The organism is Streptomyces sp. NPDC002564 (assembly GCF_042889645.1).
Lineage (GTDB): Bacteria > Actinomycetota > Actinomycetes > Streptomycetales > Streptomycetaceae > Streptomyces.
This window is the reverse complement of record NZ_JBIARE010000005.1, coordinates 14,173-29,445: the sequence shown is the minus strand read 5'-3', so window position 1 is coordinate 29,445 and position 15,273 is coordinate 14,173. Positions and strand designations below refer to the sequence as shown.

Annotated in this window: 15 protein-coding genes; 6 read left to right on the top strand and 9 right to left on the bottom strand. The window is 72.2% G+C overall.

From position 1 onward, the window contains the following. Positions 1–28: 28 nt before the first annotated feature. The 3 genes from ACFYXE_RS18895 to ACFYXE_RS18885 all read right to left on the bottom strand — a co-directional run bounded on the left by ACFYXE_RS18895 (position 29) and on the right by ACFYXE_RS18885 (position 2,942). Positions 29–1,018, bottom strand: coding sequence for a DMT family transporter (locus ACFYXE_RS18895; protein WP_389313714.1), 990 nt, complete (start codon positions 1,016–1,018; stop codon positions 29–31). A gap of 148 nt (positions 1,019–1,166) precedes the next feature. Beyond that, positions 1,167–2,150, bottom strand: a complete 984-nt coding sequence (locus tag ACFYXE_RS18890; protein WP_361176107.1) for an EamA family transporter — start codon at positions 2,148–2,150, stop codon at positions 1,167–1,169. A gap of 165 nt (positions 2,151–2,315) precedes the next feature. Further along, the gene (locus tag ACFYXE_RS18885; protein ID WP_361176055.1) at positions 2,316–2,942 is read right to left on the bottom strand and encodes a Clp protease N-terminal domain-containing protein; all 627 of its coding nucleotides are present in this window, start codon (positions 2,940–2,942) and stop codon (positions 2,316–2,318) included. 214 nt (positions 2,943–3,156) lie between these two features. Between ACFYXE_RS18885 and ACFYXE_RS18880 the strand changes: the two genes are divergently transcribed. Next, complete coding sequence (locus tag ACFYXE_RS18880; protein WP_361176058.1) at positions 3,157–3,327, top strand: hypothetical protein; 171 nt, start codon at positions 3,157–3,159, stop codon at positions 3,325–3,327. A gap of 102 nt (positions 3,328–3,429) precedes the next feature. Here ACFYXE_RS18880 and ACFYXE_RS18875 read toward each other — a convergent pair whose 3' ends face one another. Then, positions 3,430–4,233 carry a putative protein N(5)-glutamine methyltransferase gene (locus tag ACFYXE_RS18875; RefSeq protein ID WP_389313711.1) on the bottom strand — a complete coding sequence of 268 codons (804 nt, stop codon included), beginning with the start codon at positions 4,231–4,233 and terminating at the stop codon, positions 3,430–3,432. 310 nt (positions 4,234–4,543) lie between these two features. Here ACFYXE_RS18875 and ACFYXE_RS18870 point away from each other — a divergent pair, with 310 nt between their 5' ends. Beyond that, the gene (locus ACFYXE_RS18870) at positions 4,544–4,972 is read left to right on the top strand and encodes an SRPBCC family protein (protein ID WP_361176064.1); all 429 of its coding nucleotides are present in this window, start codon (positions 4,544–4,546) and stop codon (positions 4,970–4,972) included. Between the two features lie 117 nt (positions 4,973–5,089). Here the strand turns inward: ACFYXE_RS18870 and ACFYXE_RS18865 are convergent, their stop codons facing one another. From ACFYXE_RS18865 to ACFYXE_RS18855, 3 genes are all read right to left on the bottom strand, one after another. Next, entirely contained in the window at positions 5,090–5,758 is a 669-nt protein-coding gene (locus tag ACFYXE_RS18865) for a PadR family transcriptional regulator (protein WP_361176067.1), read from the bottom strand. Between the two features lie 240 nt (positions 5,759–5,998). Further along, a complete protein-coding gene (locus ACFYXE_RS18860; protein WP_389313708.1) occupies positions 5,999–6,532 on the bottom strand; it encodes a GNAT family N-acetyltransferase in 534 nt (177 codons plus the stop codon). Between the two features lie 115 nt (positions 6,533–6,647). Beyond that, positions 6,648–8,237: an FMN-binding glutamate synthase family protein gene (locus ACFYXE_RS18855; RefSeq protein WP_389313706.1), complete on the bottom strand. Its 1,590-nt coding sequence runs from the start codon at positions 8,235–8,237 to the stop codon at positions 6,648–6,650. A gap of 193 nt (positions 8,238–8,430) precedes the next feature. On the opposite strand from ACFYXE_RS18855, the gene ACFYXE_RS18850 reads away from it, so the two are divergent. After that, on the top strand, positions 8,431–9,252 hold the full coding sequence (locus ACFYXE_RS18850) for a PhzF family phenazine biosynthesis protein (RefSeq protein ID WP_389313704.1): 822 nt from the start codon (positions 8,431–8,433) through the stop codon (positions 9,250–9,252). A gap of 38 nt (positions 9,253–9,290) precedes the next feature. Here ACFYXE_RS18850 and ACFYXE_RS18845 read toward each other — a convergent pair whose 3' ends face one another. Next, positions 9,291–10,073 (bottom strand): type II CAAX endopeptidase family protein, encoded by a 783-nt coding sequence (locus ACFYXE_RS18845; RefSeq protein ID WP_361176079.1) that lies wholly within the window; start codon positions 10,071–10,073, stop codon positions 9,291–9,293. Positions 10,074–10,261: 188 nt separating this feature from the next. Here ACFYXE_RS18845 and ACFYXE_RS18840 point away from each other — a divergent pair, with 188 nt between their 5' ends. After that, positions 10,262–12,037 (top strand): substrate-binding and VWA domain-containing protein, encoded by a 1,776-nt coding sequence (locus ACFYXE_RS18840; RefSeq protein ID WP_389313701.1) that lies wholly within the window; start codon positions 10,262–10,264, stop codon positions 12,035–12,037. Positions 12,038–12,101: 64 nt separating this feature from the next. On the opposite strand, the gene ACFYXE_RS18835 is transcribed toward ACFYXE_RS18840, so the two are convergent. Then, on the bottom strand, positions 12,102–13,622 hold the full coding sequence (locus tag ACFYXE_RS18835) for a glutamate--cysteine ligase (protein ID WP_361176085.1): 1,521 nt from the start codon (positions 13,620–13,622) through the stop codon (positions 12,102–12,104). Positions 13,623–14,104: 482 nt separating this feature from the next. On the opposite strand from ACFYXE_RS18835, the gene ACFYXE_RS18830 reads away from it, so the two are divergent. Both ACFYXE_RS18830 and ACFYXE_RS18825 read left to right on the top strand, forming a co-directional pair. Continuing rightward, positions 14,105–14,689 (top strand): hypothetical protein, encoded by a 585-nt coding sequence (locus ACFYXE_RS18830; protein WP_389313699.1) that lies wholly within the window; start codon positions 14,105–14,107, stop codon positions 14,687–14,689. A 305-nt stretch (positions 14,690–14,994) separates the two neighbouring features. After that, positions 14,995–15,201: a DUF5999 family protein gene (locus tag ACFYXE_RS18825; RefSeq protein ID WP_389313697.1), complete on the top strand. Its 207-nt coding sequence runs from the start codon at positions 14,995–14,997 to the stop codon at positions 15,199–15,201. The last annotated feature ends 72 nt before the right edge of the window (positions 15,202–15,273 follow it).

Sequence of the window (15,273 nt, the reverse complement as noted above, 5' to 3'; positions counted from 1 at the left end):
CCCCTCCCTGGGCCACCCGCCGCTCCGGTCACACCGCGGCCGTTTCCCTCCGCTGCGCCACCGCGCCCCGCGTCTCCGCGACCGCGAGCCCCGTGACCGCCGCCAGCATCAGGGCCGTGCCCGCCACGGTCGCCGCCGTCAGCGCCTCCCCGAGCAGGGCGACCGCGATGACCGCGGCGCCCACCGGTTCCAGGAGCATGATCACGGAGACGGTCGCGGAGCGTACGACGGCGGCCCCGGCGAAGTAGAGCGCATACGCGACCGCCGTCGGCACGGCGGCGATGTACAGCAAGTAGACGCCCACGCGCGCGGGGTCGGCCGTGTGCGGCAGCAGCCCCTCGGCCGCGGCGAGCGGCAGCAGGCAGAGCGAGACGACGGCGAACGACCAGACCGTGGTGTCGGCCGAGTCGGCACCGCCGCCGCGCCCCCACCGCCGGGTGAGCAGTGTCATCGCGGCATACGCGGCGGCGGAGACCAGCCCGAGGACCACGCCCGCCGGACGGACGCCCGCACCGGCCGCCCCGCCACCGCCGAGGACGAGTACGACGAGCCCGGCCAGGGCGCCGACGACGGCGACGACTCCCCCGCCCCCGAGCCGCTCGCCCAGCGTCAGCCGGGCGCCGAGCGCGATGAGGACAGGTCCCGACCCCATCGTGACCACGGTGCCGACCGCGAGGCCGGTCGCCTCGACGGACGCGAAGTAGGCGGTCTGGAACACCGCGAGGGCCACACCGGTGGCCAGGACCCGGCGCACCGTGCGACCGCGCGGCCGGGCGGGGGCCCCGTCCGCCGCGGCCCGGCGCGACCGCCGTGCCGGGCGGGTGGCCGCACGGGCGCCGAGCAGCAGCACGAAGCCGCCGGCGCAGCGCCAGAAGGAGAGGCTGATCGGGCCCATGTCGCTGCTCTCGAAGACCAGCGCGGCGGCGGCACCCGCGGTGCCCCACGCGGTGCCGGCGACGATCAGATAGAAGAGGGCGCGCCCGACGGGCAGGCCGAAGGAAGGGGTGCTCTGTGACACGTGGGTTCTCCGCAGCAGAGAAGGACGACTGACTCCGTCTGCGGGCAGCGGCGTTCCGCCCGGCCACCGGCTCGGGCAGGGGGTGCGGGGCCCGCGCTAGGCGGCGGGCGGCGGAAGAACGATGGTGTGCACGTGCATGAGCCGCACCCTAGGACGCGCTGCCGCTGTGCGACAACTCCGTTTCGGGCTGTGGGACTCCGCCCGGCACGGGCGACTCCGTCGGCGCCGAGGACTGCGCGATGAACGCGCCCACCAGGACGACCGCACCCCCGACGACCTGCGGCGCCGAGAGGTGTTCGCCGAGCACGACCCAGGCGAGCGCGGTCGCGATGACCGCCTCCAGACACGCCACGACGCCCGCCACCTGGGGCGAGAGCCTGCGTACCGACAGGACGCCGGTGACGTAGGCGACGACCGTCGCGATGAGCACGATCCAGGCGAGCAGCACCCAGGCGGGGACGGCCGAGCCGTCCAGGTCGGCGTCGCCCGCGAGCACCGACCAGTCCATGCCCCAGGGCCGCGCGACGACGGTCAGCACGGCAGTACCGACGAGCAGGCCGTACGCGATGACGCCGAGCGGGTCCGGGGCGTCGGCGCCCGCGTCGCTGCCCTGGTCGGACAGGACGAAGTAGCCGACCTGGCAGCAGGCGGCACCGAGTGCGAGGAGGAGTCCGACGGCGTCGAAGCTGAGCCCCGACCAGACCTCGACGACACAGGCCAGACCGCCGACGGCGAGCACCACGCCGAGCGCGGCGGCCCGCGTCACGGGACGCCGCTGCACGAAGCGCACCCAGCCGAGGACGAGCGCGGGCGCCAGGTATTCGATGAGCAGGGCGACGCCGACGGGGATGCGGGAGAGCGCGGCGAAGTAGCAGGCCTGGACGCCCGCGACGGCGAGGAGACCGAAGCCGGCGAGGAGGGCGGGCCTGCTCCGCAGCAGGCCGCGGTGGCGCCAGGCCACCGGGAGCATCACGAGGGCGGCGCCCGCCACCCGCAGCCACACCACGTGCAGCGGGTCGAGACCGGCCTCGATCAGCGGTTTCGCCGCGACACCGGAGCCGCCGAAGGCGACCGCCGACACCAGGGCGAGCCCCAGACCGACGCCCCTGCCGGGCCCGGACCGTCCGCCCAGGTCCCCCCGGTCGCCCGCGTTCCCCCGGCTCGCCCGGCTCTCCTGAATCCCCTCAGACGCTTGCACCGGCACATCATGGCAGGCGGCGTCATGACCGTCATCCCCCTTGACCCCTGTCTCACCCAGCGGACGCGGGAGCGCTCCCTGCGCGGTCGGGGACGCGGGTCAGCAGCCGGCGGCGCGGCCGGTGTCGTAGCCCTGGCCTGCGGCGTAGTCGCGCCCTGTGCCATAGCCGTGACCACCGGAGGCGTACTCCCGGCAGCCGGCCTCGATCCGGCCGAGCAGCGCCGGTACGTCGACGCGGGCGCGCGCGAGGACCTCGACGGCACGGCAGTCGGGGTCGGCGACGAGGCCCGCGAGCAGGTCGATGCCGAGGGCGCGCGACTCGCCGCGCAGTGCGGCGCGTTCCAGGGCGACGTCCAGCGCGCCGGAGGCGGCGGGCGACCAGCCGGGTTCGTGCACGGAGCTCGCCGCGGGCACGGAGGCGACCACCGGCACGGCGCCGGAGTCCTCGACGGTGCCCTGCCACTGCAGGCCGTAGCCGATGCTGCGCTGCACGAGGTACCCGAGGACGCGGACGGCCTGGGCGCCGCTCTCGAAGACGGCGCGCACCTCGGGGTCGGTCTCCATCAGGGAGTGCAACAGGTGCGCGGTGTCGATCTGCCGGTCCCCGTCGCGCAGCGCGCGCCGGCGCGCGCCCGCCACCACCGACGCCAGCTCGGCGCTGAGTCGGGTGTCGGGTTCTGTTCGGGTCGGGCCGGGATCGGCGCCCGGCGGGGTACGGCTTTGCACATCTCCCACCACATCAACCCCTGGGGGCATATGCATCGGCGGCGGGAAGCATCTTGGCGTCCGACACAGGGTGGGCACACCCACGAGGGTTGTCCTCCTTACGGATGAGATCCGATCGGTCCGCTCCCCCGGCGCGCGCCGCCTTGCCGCACGCCGGTACGCAACCACGGCGCGGTGGCGTACGTCCCTCAGAGGCATGGAGAACAGGTGCTGGATGGTCGCTTTGCAGGCGATCGACGGCCGACAGTACGTCTACCGGGTGTACGCGCCCGAGGACGCGCTGCTCGCCGACCTGTTCTGGGAGGCCTGGCACTGCCACGACGAGGGTCCCTTCCCCCGGGCGTCCGATCTCTTCGACGCGGCGGTCATACGACGGGTCGGCTAGCCCGCCCGCCGTACGCGACCGCCCCCGCGCCCTGCGGACGGCCCCCTGCGCCCGGCGGAAACGCCGATCCGGATCATCATCCGTCTGCGGTACGTCCGTCGGTCACCGACCGCCTCCCGGCCAGGTCCCGATGACGACGGTGGCGTACCGTTCCTCGTCCTCGACCACGTGGCCGACAAGGTCGGCCCGTTCGACGGCGGCGAGCGCGGCGGACACCTGTCCCTCGCTCGTCTCGAACAGCAGGTGCCCGCCGGGCGCCAGCCACCGGGGCGCCTGCTCGGTCACCCGGCGCAGCACGTCGAGCCCGTCCGCGCCCCCGTCGAGCGCCACGCGCGCCTCGTGCACGCGGGCCTCCGCGGGCAGCAGGCCGACTTCGTCGGTGGGTACGTAAGGGACGTTGGCGAGGAGGATGCCGACGCGGCCGCGGAGCGTGCCGGGCAGCGGGTCGTAGAGGTCGCCCTCGTAGACCCGGCCGCCGGCGTCGGCGATGTTGCGGCGGGCGCAGCGGACGGCCGCCGGGTCGATGTCGGCGGCGTGCAGCTCGATGCGGTCGAGGCTCGCGGCGAGCGCGGCACCGAGGGCGCCCGACCCGCAGCACAGGTCGACGACGACGGCCTCGCGCCCGGCGAGGGCGGCCGCACGGGCGACGAGGAACTCGGTGCGGCGGCGCGGCACGAAGACCCCGGGGTCCACGGCGACGCGCAGGCCGCGGAACTCCGCCCAGCCCACGACGTGTTCGAGCGGGAGGCCGCCCGCGCGGCGCTCGACCATCGCGGCCGCCTCGGCCGGGGTGCGGGCGGTGGCGAGGATCAACTCGGCCTCGTCCTCGGCGAAGACGCAGCCCGCGGCGCGCAGGGCGTCGACGGCGGAGGAACGGTGTGCCGCGGAGAAAACTGGAACCGACATGCGATGAAAACCTTCCGGGATCCCGACGGGGCTCCCTCGGGTCACCTACGCGGGGGGAACCGCGCGGTCGCGAAGGGGGAGCGCCCGACCTGCCACTGCGGTAATGGGTCTCACCTCCCGGTCGCGCCGCCTGCGTCGGTCGCAGGGCAAGGGAACAGTACCCCACGCCTCCGGGGGCCGCCGAGGCGACCGCGGGCCCGCGCCGACAGATCTGACGGTTCATCAGTATTGAATGTTCGGGTACCTGCGGCTACGTTCCGCGACACCGTAGCTGCGGCCGTCGCAGCGCCCGACGGGAAGGGGTGGCCGCATGGCCGAAGTCAGCGCGGAAGCACACATCGAGGCGCCCGCCGAGAAGGTCTGGGCCCGGCTCACCGACTTCTCCTCGTACGGCGAGTGGAACGCCACGCACACGAGCTTCCCGCAGGGTGGCCCCAGCGCGCTGGAGACGGGCGGCACCTTCGTGGAGAACATGAAGCTGATGGGCTTCCCGGCCGAGGTGAACTGGACCATCGAGGAGCTGGAGACGGCACGCGCCCTGGCCATCGCGGGCAAGGGCCCGATGGGCGTCAACGTCACGACCCGCTACTCGCTGACGCCCGAGGAATCCGGGACGCTCGTCCGCATCGAGGGGACGTTCACCGGCGCCGCGGTGTCCCTGATGGCGGGCAAGCTCAAGGACTCGGCGACCGCCGCGCTCGACGAGTCGCTGCGCAAGCTGGACGGCCTGGTGACCTGAGCCGGGGCCGCGCATCCCACGGCCGCGTAGACGCACACCCGGAGATGGACGAACGAGGCACCCCACAGCATGTGCGGGGTGCCTCATCCGTGGTGGGGGCCGACGGCCCCGACCGGCTCAGTCCTCATCGGCGAGGATCAGGTACAGCTTCTTGCGGGCGTCGTTGATGACCGTGACGGCCTTCTCCCGCTGCTCCTTGCTGCCGGTCTTCCAGACCTGGCCGAACGCCTCCATCAGACCGAAGCCGGCCTGCCGGATCTCGTTCAGCGTGTCCCAGTCGACCCCGCGCCCGGCCTCTTCCCAGGGCGCCTCGGGGCCTTCTTCGGCCGCCTCGCGACCGGCCTCGGTGAGCGAGAAGAGCTTCTTGCCGCCCTCGCTCGCGCTGCTGATCAGGCCCTCGTCCTCCAGGAGCTGGAGGGTGGGGTACACCGAACCGGGGCTGGGCTTCCACGCCCCGCCGCTGCGCTCGGCGATCTCCTGGATCATCTCGTAGCCGTGCATCGGCCGGTCCTTGAGGAGGGCCAGGATCGACGCGCGGACGTCACCGCGCCGGGCCCTGCCGCGCGGACCGCCGCGCCCGCCCCGGCCGCCGCCCCAGGGGCCACCGGGCCCACCGAAGCCGGGCCCGAACGGGCCGAACGCACCGCGCCGCCCGTCGAAGCCACCGAAGCCGCCGAAGCCTTCGCGCCCGAATCCACCACGGCCCTCGGGCCCACCGGGACCCCCGCCGTGGCGACCGCGACCCTGCCCGTGTCCGTGCTCGTGTTCAAAACCATGGGAACGCATGGCGATCACTCCTTGATTCATCGTTTCGTCGATTTCTTGATTCATTGACTCGCAACCGGAACGCCCGATCTTTGACCGGTCACGTATCGCTCGCGATGCCTCAACGATATATCGGAATAGTTCGCCTGACAACCCCGTGCCTGACCTGCGGCAAGGGACACCGGGGCCGCCGAGGGCACGCAAAAAGGCGGGCGGCCCCCTGTTCTCCAGGGGAACCGCCCGCCGACGTACCGCGCGGGATCAGCCCGCGTACTCGCTGAGGTCGATCGCGTGGACGCTCAGCGCGTCTCCGGACATCGGATGCGTCGTCTCCCGCTCCAGCGTCATGCCGAGCTTGCGGGCCACGTTCTCGGAGGCCCGGTTACCGACGCGGTCGATGCTGATGACACGGTCGAGGCCGCGGTCCTGGAGGGCGAACTCCAGCGTGGCCTGCGCCGCCTCGGACGCGTACCCCTGGCCCCAGAACGGGGCGCCGAGACGCCAGCTGATCGCCACGGCGGGCATCACCTCCGGCAGGTACTCCGGCACGGACAGGCCGGTGACCCCGGCCAGCTCGCCGGAGGCGAGGAGTTCCACGGCGAAGAGGCCGAAGCCCTCGTCGTCCCACTCCTCCTCCCACCGCTCGATGGCCTCCGCGGTGGCGTCCGGATCCCGCACCGGCCCGCCGTCGATCCAGCGCATGACGCGGGGGTCCGCGTCGATGTCCGCCAGCGGTGCGAGGTCGTCGTCGGTCCAGCGGCGGAGCAGCAGGCGGGGGGTGCGGATCTCGGTCATGTGCACATCCTGCCGAAGGCGGGACGCCGAGCGGTAATCAGGGCGGGCGGTCACCAGGGCGGGCGGTCATCAGGGCGAACACCACCAGCGGTCGCCAGGGAGTGTCACGCCCCCCTCACACCACGAACGCGTCCGGATCGCTCTCGTCCCACGCCCGCGCCCACTCCCCCGGCAGACCGCCGCCGTCGAGGAGCTGCCCCGGTTCCAGCCAGGTGAACAGGTCCGCGTACGAGACCACCGTGTCGTACGCGGTCCGCCGCCGCAGCATGTGCGGCCGCAGCAGGGCGGGGTCCGTGACGCCCATCGACGCCATGATCTGCATCGCGCTGCGCACCGTGGCCTGCTGGAAGCGGCGTACCCGCAGCGCCTTGTCGGGCACGTCGAGGGCCCGCGCCCGCCCCGGGTCCTGTGTCGCCACACCGACCGGGCAGGTGTTGGTGTGGCAGCGCTGGGACTGGATGCAGCCCACGGCGAACATCATCGCGCGGGCCGCGTTCGTGTAGTCGGCGCCCTGGATCAGCCGGCGCACGATGTCGGCGCCGGTGGCCACCTTCCCGCCGGCCCCGATCCGGATCCGGTCCCGCAGCCCGGTGCCGACCAACGCGTTGTGCACGATCGCCAGTCCCTCGGTGAGCGGCGTGCCCACATGGTCCACGAACTCCATGGGCGCCGCCCCCGTACCGCCCTCGGCACCGTCCACCACGATGAAGTCGGGCGTCGAGTCCTCGGCGAGCATGGCCCGGCAGATCGCGAGGACGTCCCGGCGGCTGCCCACGCACAGCTTGAACCCGGTCGGCTTGCCACCGGCGAGCCGGCGCAGCTCGGCGAGGAACCGCACCAGCTCACGGGGCGTGGAGAACACCCGGTGGTAGCCGGGAGAGATCACCGTCTCCCCTTCGGGCACCCCCCGCACCCGGGCGATCTCCGCGTTCACCTTGGCGCCGGGCAGCACCCCGCCCATCCCCGGCTTCGCGCCCTGCGACAGCTTCAGGGAGACACAGCGCACCGAGTCCCCGGCCGCCTTGCGGGCGAACTCCGCCGCGTCGAAGCCGCCGTCGTCCGTACGGCAGCCGAAGTATCCGGTGCCGATCTCCCACACCAGGTCGCCCCCGTACCGCAGATGGTGCTCGGAGATGCCGCCCTCGCCGGTGTCGTGCGCGAACCCGCCCGCGGCCGCGCCCTTGTTGAGCGCACGGACGGCCTGCGCGGAGAGCGAGCCGAAGCTCATCGCCGAGACGTTGAGCAGCGCCATCCCGTACGGCTTCGTGCAGTCGGGGCCGCCGACGCGGACCGTGGGCGGCGCCTCGGGGACCGGCTTGGGCACCACCGAGTGGGTGAAGAACTCGTAGCCGGGCTCGTACACGGACAGCTCCGTGCCGAACGGATCCTCGTCCGCGACGCCCTTGGCGCGTTCGTAGACCGTGGACCGGGTGTCCTTGTCGAAGGGCCGGCCGTCGTAGTCCCGCTCGACGAAGTACTGCTGCACCTCGGGGCGGATCGTCTCCATCAGGTGGCGCAGATGGCCCACGACCGGATAGTTCCGCAGCACGGAGTGGCGGCGCTGGGTGACGTCGTACGTCCCCACGGCGGCGGCCGCGAGCAGCGGTGCCGCGGCCCACCACCACCAGGCACTCACGGAGAGGGCCAGTGCTCCCACGGCGAGGGCCACCGCGGCGAGCGCGGCCACGAGCGCGGTACGGAGCATGCCTTCGTCCACCTCCTCCGCCACCGGCCCGCCAGGAACTCTGCTGCCTGCCTACCAGGGGAACGACGGCCGCGCGAGACGAGCCGCCCCACGCCCGCCCCCCCGCCTCACAGTCCAATCAGACCAAAAACCAGTCCAGACAATCCCGATTGGCCTTGTCACCGTGAAGCCACTGCCCCCTAACGTCGACCTCATGCCGACTTCCCACCGCATCCGCATCGTCGACGCCTTCACGGACCGCCCCTTCGCCGGCAACCCGGCCGGGGTCGTGCTCCTCGACGCCTTCCCCGACGACACCTGGCTGCAGCACGTGGCCAGGGAGGTCAACCACGCGGAGACCGCCTTCGCCCACCCGCTGCCCCGGGGCGGCGACGCCGACTGGGCGCTGCGCTGGTTCACGCCCGCCACCGAGGTCGCCCTCTGCGGCCATGCCACATTGGCCACGGCGCACGTCCTGCACACCACGGGAACCGCCACCGGCACCGTCCGCTTCGCCACCCTCAGCGGCGTGCTCACGGCGACCGCGCACGAGGACGGCGCCCTCACCCTCGACTTCCCCACCGCCCCGCTCACCGGGACGCCCGTGCCCGAAGGCGTCGCCGAGGCCCTGGGCGCCGAGCCGCTCGCCGCGTACGACACCGGCAAGAACACGGGCGACCTGCTGGTCGAGCTCGCCGACGAGCAGACGGTCAGGTCACTCACACCGGACCACAAGGCCCTCGTCCGCCACTCCGAGCGCGGCATCATCGCCACGGCACGCGCCGAGGACCCCTCACGGGGCTACGACTTCGTCTCGCGCGGCTTCTTCCCGCGCGTCGGCATCGACGAGGACCCGGTCACCGGCAGCGCGCACACCGCGCTCGCGCCCTACTGGTCCGAGCGTCTCGGCCGCACCGAGCTGACCGGCCTGCAGGCCTCGGCCCGCACCGGCCTGGTCCGCACCGCACTGCGCGGCGACCGGACCCTGCTGACCGGCCGCGCGGTCACCGTCATCGAGGGCGAGCTCTTCGCCTGACGCGGCACGCACCCACCCACCGCAGGAGCGGGCGCTGCCTACGACGGCGTAGGCAGCCACCCCACCTTGCCCGCGAGCAGCCCGTACCCGACGAACGCCCCGATATCCAGCAGGGAGTGGGCCACGACCAGTGGGCCGACCCGCCCCCACCTGCGGTACAGCAGCACGAAGACCACACCCATCGCGAGGTTCCCGACGAAGCCGCCGATGCCCTGGTACAGGTGGTACGAGCCGCGCAGCACCGAACTGCCCACCAGCGCGGCCATCGGGGTCCACCCCAACTGACCGAGCCTGCGCAGCAGGTAGCCGACGACGATCACTTCCTCGAGGACCGCGTTCTGCACCGCGGACAGCACGAGGACGGGGTACTTCCACCACACGTCCGGCAGTGCCTCGGGCACCACCGTGAGGTTGAACCCGAGCCCGCGGGCCGCCAGATAGAAGGCGATGCCCGTGCTGCCGATCACCGCGGCGACGGCGGCACCGCGGCCCAGGTCCGGCCACGGCCGCGTCCGGTCGAAGCCGAGCGTGCCGAGACCCGCCCGCTCGCGCAGCAGGAAGTGCGCGACCAGCGCCACCGGCACCAGCGCGGTCGTGATGCCGAACAACTGCCACGCGAGATCAAGCCAGGGACGCCCCGGCGCCGCCGACGCGTTGAGCGTGGCCGCCTGGTCCTTGAGACCGCCCGGCTTGGTGACCGACCCGACAAAGCTGATCAGGGCGGACACGCCACTCGCTCCCAGCGAGAGAGCCAGGACGAGCAGCGTCTCGTTCCGCAGGATCCGCCGCGAACTTCCGTCCGCCGGAAAAGAACCGGCCATCGGCCCCGGCCCTTCTTGCACTGACGCCTCCAGTTGAGTATTCCCGCCTCATCCCCATCCTCGTCCCGCTAGGGTCTCGAAAGAACTTACGAAGATCGTGCGCGACAGGCCGAGGGGGACGGACGCCGATTTCGGACGTACAGCCCCCTCTTTCCTTGCTTCATCGTTCAAGGAGGGGCACCACCGCCATGGGACGTCACAGCTTGCCCGATGACCATGAGAGCGCAGCGTCCGACCCCCGGCCACGTGCCCGCGGCCGTTCGGTCGCCATCGCCACCGCGCTCGTCCTCGTGGTCGCGGGAGGCGCGGCGGCGGCGGTCCGCAGCGGACTGCTCACCTTCGGCGGCTCCTGCGGCGACGAGGCGCTGCGCCTCGATGTCGTCGCCTCCCCCGACGTCACCCCCGCCCTGCGCGAAGCGGCCGACGAGGCCCGCGAGAAGGAGATCACCTCCGACGGGCACTGCATCGACGTCCGGGTGACCGCGCGCGACTCGTACAAGGTCGCCGGTGAACTCCGCTCCGGCAAGGGCGACGCACGGTACGACGTATGGGTGCCGGACTCCGAGCTGTGGGTGCAGCGCGTCGGCATCGGCGCCGAGCGGAGCAAGGTGTCCGCCGCAGGTCACATCGCCGCGTCGCCCGTCGGCATCGGCATGGTCCCCTCCGCCGCGGAGGCGATGGGCTGGCCGAAGAAGACGTACGACTGGCCGAAGCTGGCCGGAGCCGCGATGAAGGGCGACAAGCTGCGCCTGGGCGCCGCCGACCCGGCGCGCAGCGCGACCGGCCTGCTCGCCCTCGCCAAACTCGGCGCGTCCGCGAAGAAGCAGAGCGGCAAGGAGGGGAGCACCCAGGCCGCGGCGGTCGCGAAGGCGCTGTCCGCCCGCACCACCGACACCGACGGCCGGCTCCTGGAAACCCTGGCCCGCGACGACTCCGGCGCCGAACAGGGCAATCCGCGCCGCAACCAGGCCGTGATCGTCTCCGAGCAGGCCGCGTACGCGCACAACGCGTCGGCGGGCGAGGAGAACGCCCTCGACCTGTTCTATCCCAAGGACGGTTCGCCCCGGCTCGACTACCCGTACACGCTCGTCGACGACGGCCGGATGTCGACCGACATGAGCCGTGCGGCCCTGCGCTTCATGACGATGTTCAGCGACGCCGACGGCCGCCGGATCCTGACGGAGCACGGCTTCAGGACCGACCCCGACCAGCCGTCCGACAAGCTGGTCACCGCGGCCGGCGGCCGCACCCCGCAGCCCTACGCGGGCGAGGCCACGGACCCGCCGTCGGACAAGCAGCTCCAGGAGACCCTGGGCATGTGGACGATCACGGTGCAGAGCGCCCGGCTCAGCACGGTCGTCGACGCCTCGGAGTCCATGCGGCAGCTCGTCCCCGGCCGCGACCAGTCACGGATGGAGGTCACCAAGTCCTCGCTGCTGCAGGCGCTCGCGGGCTTCACGGACGACGACCAGATCGGTCTGTGGGAGTTCGCCACCCGGCTGGACGGCGACCGCGACTACCGCAAGCTGGAGCCCACCGAGCGGCTCGGCGACCGCAAGGGCGACGGCACCCACCGCGACGAGCTGTCCGAGGCGTTCGGCGCCCTGCAGCCCGTGCCCGGCGGTGCCACCGGCCTGTACGACACCACCCTCGCCGCCTACCGGGAGGCACGCTCGACGTACGCGAGCGGGAAGTTCAACGCCCTGGTGATCCTGACCGACGGCGCCAACCAGGACCCGGGCAGCATCTCGCGCAGCTCCCTCATCTCCCAGCTGGAGGAGCTCTCCGACCCCGCGAAGCCGGTGCCGATCATCGCCATCGCCGTCGGCCCCGAGGCGGACAAGGACGAGGTCCAGCAGATCGCCACGGCCACCGGCGGCTCCGGTCACCAGGTCGACGACCCCGCACAGATCCACGCGGTCATCCTCAAGGCCATCATGGAGGCGGGCAGCAATCAGGGCTGATCAACCGGACAGCCCAACGACACCACAGGCGGCCGCTCAACCCGGCGGCACCACAGGCCGCCGCTCAACCCAGCGGCACCGCGGGCTCCCTGAGCCCCACGGGCCATGTATGCACCGGCTCCCCCGCGTGCATCAGCGCGAAGTACCGCTTCGTGGTCGCGGCCAGCGCCTCCTCCCGGGTCATCCCGTCCTCCAACGCCCGGTGGTACGTCGACGCCTGCCACGACGCGCCGTTGACCCGCCGCCGGCACCGCTCCTCGATCACCCCGAGGTAGAGGTCCCGGTCGGCGGCCTCCACCCCCCACGCGTCCAGACCCGCGGCCGCCAGCGGCAGCAGTTCGTCGCGTACGAGATCGACGGCCGCCACCTCCGTGGTGCCGCCGAGCCTGCCGCGCCGCGGCCACTGCAGCGTGGCGTCGATGCCCTGGCGGCACGCGACGTCGAAGTTCTGGGCGGCCGCCTCGAAGGGCAGCCGGGTCCACACGGGCCTCGCCTCCTCGGCAAGCGCCCGCACCAGCCCGTAGTAGAAGGCCGCGTTGGCGATGACGTCGGTGATGGTGGGGCCCGCGGGCAGCACGCGGTTCTCCACGCGCAGATGCGGGACGCCGTCGGCGATGCCGTACACCGGGCGGTTCCAGCGGTAGACCGTGCCGTTGTGCAGCACGAGCTCGCCTAGCTGCGGCACGCCGCCCGCGTCGAGGACACCGATCGGGTCCTCCTCGTCCATCAGGGGCAGCAGCGCGGGGAAGTACCGCAGGTTCTCCTCGAAGAGCTCCAGGGGGCCGGTGATCCACCGCTCCCCGAACCAGGTCCGCGGCCGCACGCCCTGCACCTGGAGCTCGGGCGGGCGGGTGTCGGTGGACTGCAGGAACAGCGGCGGCCGCGATTCGCGCCACAGCTCCCGGCCGAACAGGAACGGCGCGTTGGCCCCCACGGCGACCTGCGCGGCGGCGATCGCCTGCGCCGCGTTCCACACGTCGGCGAACCGGCCCGGCGTGACCTGGAGGTGCAACTGCACCGACGTACACGCGGCTTCGGGCGCTATCGACGCGGACGTACAGGTCAGCCGCTCCACGCCCTGGATGTCCAGGGCGAAGTGCTCGCCGCGCGCCGCCACGATCTGATCGTTGAGCAGGGCGTAGCGGTCGACGTCGGAGAGGTTCCCGGAGACCAGGTCGGCGTGGTCGAGCGTCGGCAGGATCCCGATCATGACGATGCCGGCGTCCAGCTCGTTCGCCTTCCGGTGGGCATAGTTGAGGCCCGTGCGCAGTTCTTCGGCGAGCCGGTCGAGAACACGGCCGCCGAGCCGGTGCGGGGCGATATTCACTTCCAGATTGAACATTCCGAGTTCCGTCTGGAAATCCCGGCTCGCGATGCGTTCCAGAACCTGCGCATTCAACATCCTCGGCAGCCCGTCGGGCCCGGCGAGATTCAGCTCGATCTCCATGCCCATCAGATTCTTGGGCCGGTCGAACCGCTCCTCCTCCAGCATTCGCTCCAGCCCCGCGAGACACTCCCGGAGCTTGCCTCGGTAGCGGTGCCGATCGGCCAGGTCGAACGTGCCTGCCGCGACCTTCTCCCCCATCGAAGCGTCCCTCCTCGCACGGGCGGCGGACGATCCGGCCGCTGTGTACGGGGGATGATGCCCCGACAATGTGATCGGTAACGCCCCGCGCGCGACCACCGGCCGGTACCCTCGACGCATCAGCTGTCCGGCACATTCACCAGGCATGCGGCACAGGGAAGATTCCGTTCCGAAGCGCCTGGTCAAAAGTACCGGCAGAAATCGGCCGACCGCGCGCCCAGGGAAATACGAGGTCACCACGGCCGGGCCCACGCAAAATCGGGTGAAAACTCTCACAAGCTCGACCTGATAGGCACTTGCGCGCAATATCAGCTTGTTCTAGATGAAACATTGCTCGAACACGTCTCGTATAAACTGCGCAATCTAGGCAGAGAGTTGGCGCTCGCGGTTCCAGCCCCCGCCCCTCTGACCCAGAGCTGACAGCGACGTCACGCACCTGCCCCCGCTCCACCGTGCCTGTCGAATGAGAGAGGCGACCCACCATGCCGCTGCATGTCCCCCCGGCTCCCGCGCCCGCCCTGCGCAGCGTCCTCGCGGCACTCGGTTCCCCCACGGCCGTACGCGAGGCCCGCACCCCGTCCCTGCGCACCGCGCAGGGCCCCACGAGTCCCGAACTGCCGCTGCCGGTCCACGTGTTGGACCGCATCACGCCCGAGGGCACCGCGCCCACCCGCCTCGCGGGCTGGCGCTTCCTGATCCGCAGCGGGGAACGCGCGCTCGCCGCCGCGGACACGATGCTCACCCCGGACGGCTGGGCGTTCTCGCACTTCTTCGAAGGCCCCTACATCGCCTCCACCGAACGGGCCCTGCGGCACGCCGAGGCCATGCCGATGCCTTGCCAGCCACGCCTCCTCTCCGTACCCGAGCTCTACATGATCACCCTCTGGCTGCACCGGGACTGCACGGACGACGGCGCCGAGGGGCCGCTCGCCGCCTCCGACCTCCTCGTCCCGCTGGCCCCCGCCCCGCCCGGCATCGCGGCCCACCGCCCGCATCGCGTCGCCGAGTTGCTGGCGATGCTCAACCACCGCCTGACCCCGGCGCCCCTGCTCGGTTCGCCCGCCTGACGCCACCCTCGCGCTTCCTGTGCCCCGCCGCCCCCGGCCGCGGGGCACAGCGCTGCCCACCCAGGTGGACTAGCCCACTCAGGCCACCCCGAACCACCCGAAGAGACGGGGAAGTTGGGCTGAACCGTCCGGGCGGGTGATACGTCCTTAAGCAGGAGGAGCCGCTGCGGCAAAATCCCTGCGGATTGACGCCCGGAGGGCAACACTGGGAGCGGACCGACTACAAACGGGGGGCGGTTATGAATACCGCATCGAGCCACAGGACCGACGTCACAGCCATCTCATCGCAGCGAAAGAACCCTTCCATGTGCCAGCACAAACCACCGTGCCCGACAGCCGACTCCGCCGACCGGGAAGCCGCGCTCCTCATGGCGAGCCACCCGGAGCAGGGATGGAGCCTGCTGTGCAACGGCGTCCTGCTCTTCGAGGACACCGGTGAGCTGCTGCCGGACGGGCAGATCATCGCCCCGCACCGACCGCTGGGCACCGACCAGGTCATGACGGCCGCCTGAGCACGCACCGACACGACCGTCACTGGTCCGCACCCGCACCACCGCGCCACCGAAAAACCGCACCACCGAGAA

Coding starts and splice junctions, on each gene's coding strand:
- ACFYXE_RS18880 (WP_361176058.1), top strand. CDS start 3,157: ATGGTCGCTTTGCAGGCGATCGACGGCCGACAGTACGTCTACCGGGTG.
- ACFYXE_RS18875 (WP_389313711.1), bottom strand. CDS start 4,233: ATGTCGGTTCCAGTTTTCTCCGCGGCACACCGTTCCTCCGCCGTCGAC.
- ACFYXE_RS18870 (WP_361176064.1), top strand. CDS start 4,544: ATGGCCGAAGTCAGCGCGGAAGCACACATCGAGGCGCCCGCCGAGAAG.
- ACFYXE_RS18865 (WP_361176067.1), bottom strand. CDS start 5,758: ATGCGTTCCCATGGTTTTGAACACGAGCACGGACACGGGCAGGGTCGC.
- ACFYXE_RS18860 (WP_389313708.1), bottom strand. CDS start 6,532: ATGACCGAGATCCGCACCCCCCGCCTGCTGCTCCGCCGCTGGACCGAC.
- ACFYXE_RS18855 (WP_389313706.1), bottom strand. CDS start 8,237: ATGCTCCGTACCGCGCTCGTGGCCGCGCTCGCCGCGGTGGCCCTCGCC.
- ACFYXE_RS18850 (WP_389313704.1), top strand. CDS start 8,431: ATGCCGACTTCCCACCGCATCCGCATCGTCGACGCCTTCACGGACCGC.
- ACFYXE_RS18845 (WP_361176079.1), bottom strand. CDS start 10,073: ATGGCCGGTTCTTTTCCGGCGGACGGAAGTTCGCGGCGGATCCTGCGG.
- ACFYXE_RS18840 (WP_389313701.1), top strand. CDS start 10,262: ATGGGACGTCACAGCTTGCCCGATGACCATGAGAGCGCAGCGTCCGAC.
- ACFYXE_RS18835 (WP_361176085.1), bottom strand. CDS start 13,622: ATGGGGGAGAAGGTCGCGGCAGGCACGTTCGACCTGGCCGATCGGCAC.
- ACFYXE_RS18830 (WP_389313699.1), top strand. CDS start 14,105: ATGCCGCTGCATGTCCCCCCGGCTCCCGCGCCCGCCCTGCGCAGCGTC.
- ACFYXE_RS18825 (WP_389313697.1), top strand. CDS start 14,995: ATGTGCCAGCACAAACCACCGTGCCCGACAGCCGACTCCGCCGACCGG.